This is a genomic window from Pseudomonas sp. P4_B4 (assembly GCF_056402255.1).
Map to the genome: position 1 here is coordinate 1 of NZ_JBFUHS010000088.1, position 788 is coordinate 788.

Annotated in this window: 1 protein-coding gene; it reads right to left on the bottom strand. The window is 58.8% G+C overall.

Features of this window, described 5'->3' with window-relative positions:
* Window positions 1–59 precede the first annotated feature (59 nt).
* The coding region (locus tag AC1DVE_RS31175; RefSeq protein ID WP_477784447.1) for a group II intron maturase-specific domain-containing protein at window positions 60–788 on the bottom strand (729 nt) is incomplete at its 5' end.

A 788-nucleotide genomic window follows, 5' to 3' on the forward strand; every position in this document is an offset into this window, starting at 1 on the left:
ACACCCCTGCCACACCACCCGGCATGCGGGTCCGCACCGGGCGGTTCGAGAGATTGAGGTTATGAGAGGCGCACCAGTCCCAGCCTGTCAAACCACGCTAGATCCAACACTCGATTCAGCTCAAATCGGCTGTTACGCCACCAGCTATACGAGTTGGCCGCCACTTTCCGGGCCGTTTGGCTGCTGGCTCCCAGCGCCCTCAGTTCGCGGTAGATCGTCGGTCCACGCCTCCACTGCTTAAGCTGGATCGCYCGCAATCGGTGTCGTATCCATTCGTCCAGCTCTCGCCAGATTTTCGGTGTTTGTGACAACCCAAAGTAAGTTTTCCAGCCCAAGAGATAAGGGCGTAGATTCTCGACAACTTGTCGCATACTGCGGCCACCTGAGCGGCGGGTCAGTTCGCGTATCCGTTGCTTGAACTGCTTTCGCGCCTTGATCGCCACGGCTCTTTTGACACCTTTGGGCGACGCCCAAAAGGCGTACCCAAGAAACTTGCGACCAAATGCACTCGCCACCGCACTCTTGCTCTCGTTGACGCTCAAGTGCAGCTTTCCATACAGACGCTCCAGCAAAGACATCACCCGCTGCCCAGCCTTGCGACTGCGAACATACACATTCGCATCGTCGGCATAGCGCACGAAACAATGACCTCGACGTTCAAGCTCCCGATCCACTTCGTCCAGCAGCACGTTCGCCAGCAACGGCGACAGCGGGCCGCCTTGCGGCGCCCCGCAGCGGCTTTTCTCGACCACGCCATTAATCATCGTTCCCGCGTCCAGATACGCGCG